Origin of the sequence: Nocardia sp. CY15 (genome assembly GCF_009829295.1) — a bacterium.
GTDB lineage: Bacteria > Actinomycetota > Actinomycetes > Mycobacteriales > Mycobacteriaceae > Nocardia > Nocardia sputi.
Map to the genome: position 1 here is coordinate 1 of NZ_VUOT01000099.1, position 1,059 is coordinate 1,059.

Sequence of the window (1,059 nt, forward strand, 5' to 3'; positions counted from 1 at the left end):
ACGACGTCGAGGGATTGGGTGTGGCCGAATGCGTGTATCTGCTCCGATAACGGTGTCGGCTTTGGTTGTTGCTGGTGTGGTGGTGAGTGGTTCGGGGGTGCAGTCGCCGGTGGGGGTGTCGGCGCCGCGGGCGCCGGAGGTGTTGGCGGCGGCGTCGGGTGGGGGTGTGGCGGGTGGGTCGTCGGGGGTGGTGGGGTGGTTGCCGGTGTCGGTGGAGGGGCCGCGGCGGTTGCGGGCGGTGACGCCGGGGGTGGCGCCGTTTGCGGGTGTGGTGCCGTTGCAGGAGCTTTCGTTGCCGGGGGTGGGGGGTGCGTTGGGGATTCCGGAGGTGGTGTTGGCGGCGTATCGGAATGCGGAGTTGGCGTTGGCGTCTTCGGCGCCGGGGTGTGGGTTGTCGTGGAGTTTGCTGGCGGGGATCGGGCGGATCGAGTCGGGGCATGCGCGGGGTGGGCGTACGGATGCGGCGGGTACGACGGTGTCGCCGATTTTCGGTCCGGCGTTGGATGGGAGTTTGCCGGGGAACGAGGTGATCCGGGCTGGGGACGGTGGGTTTGTGCGGGCGGTGGGTCCGATGCAGTTCTTGCCGGGGACGTGGGGGTTGTATGGGGCGGATGGGAATGGGGACGGGGTGTCGGATCCGCATAATGTGTTCGATGCGGCGTTGGCGGCGGGGAAGTATTTGTGTTCGGGGGGTATGGATCTGCGGGATGGGTCGCAGGAGTTGCGGGCGGTGTTGCGGTACAACAACTCGATGGCGTACGCGGCGAATGTGTTGAGTTGGTCGGCGGCGTATCGGACGGGGGGTTCGCCGCAGCAGGTGCGGGTTTCGCCGGATGTGGTGGCGCCGGGGACGTTGCCTTCGGTGGGGCCGGGGTCGGAGATGGCGGCGGTGACGACGACGGCGCCGCGGGTGGGTGAGTCGCCGCGGGCGGTGGTTCCGGTTCCGCGGCCGCCGGTGCCGATGCAGGTGATGATCACGATTCCGGGTTTGCCGCCGATTCCGTGTGGGATCTTCTGCCCGCCCGCGCCGCCGGTGAATCCGTGCGCGGCGCAACCGAT

General features: G+C 69.1%; 1 pseudogene. It reads right to left on the reverse strand.

Annotation, left to right across the window (positions count from 1 at the left end):
- Positions 1–1,059, reverse strand: a pseudogene (locus tag GVY39_RS35515) (hypothetical protein); the annotation flags it as partial.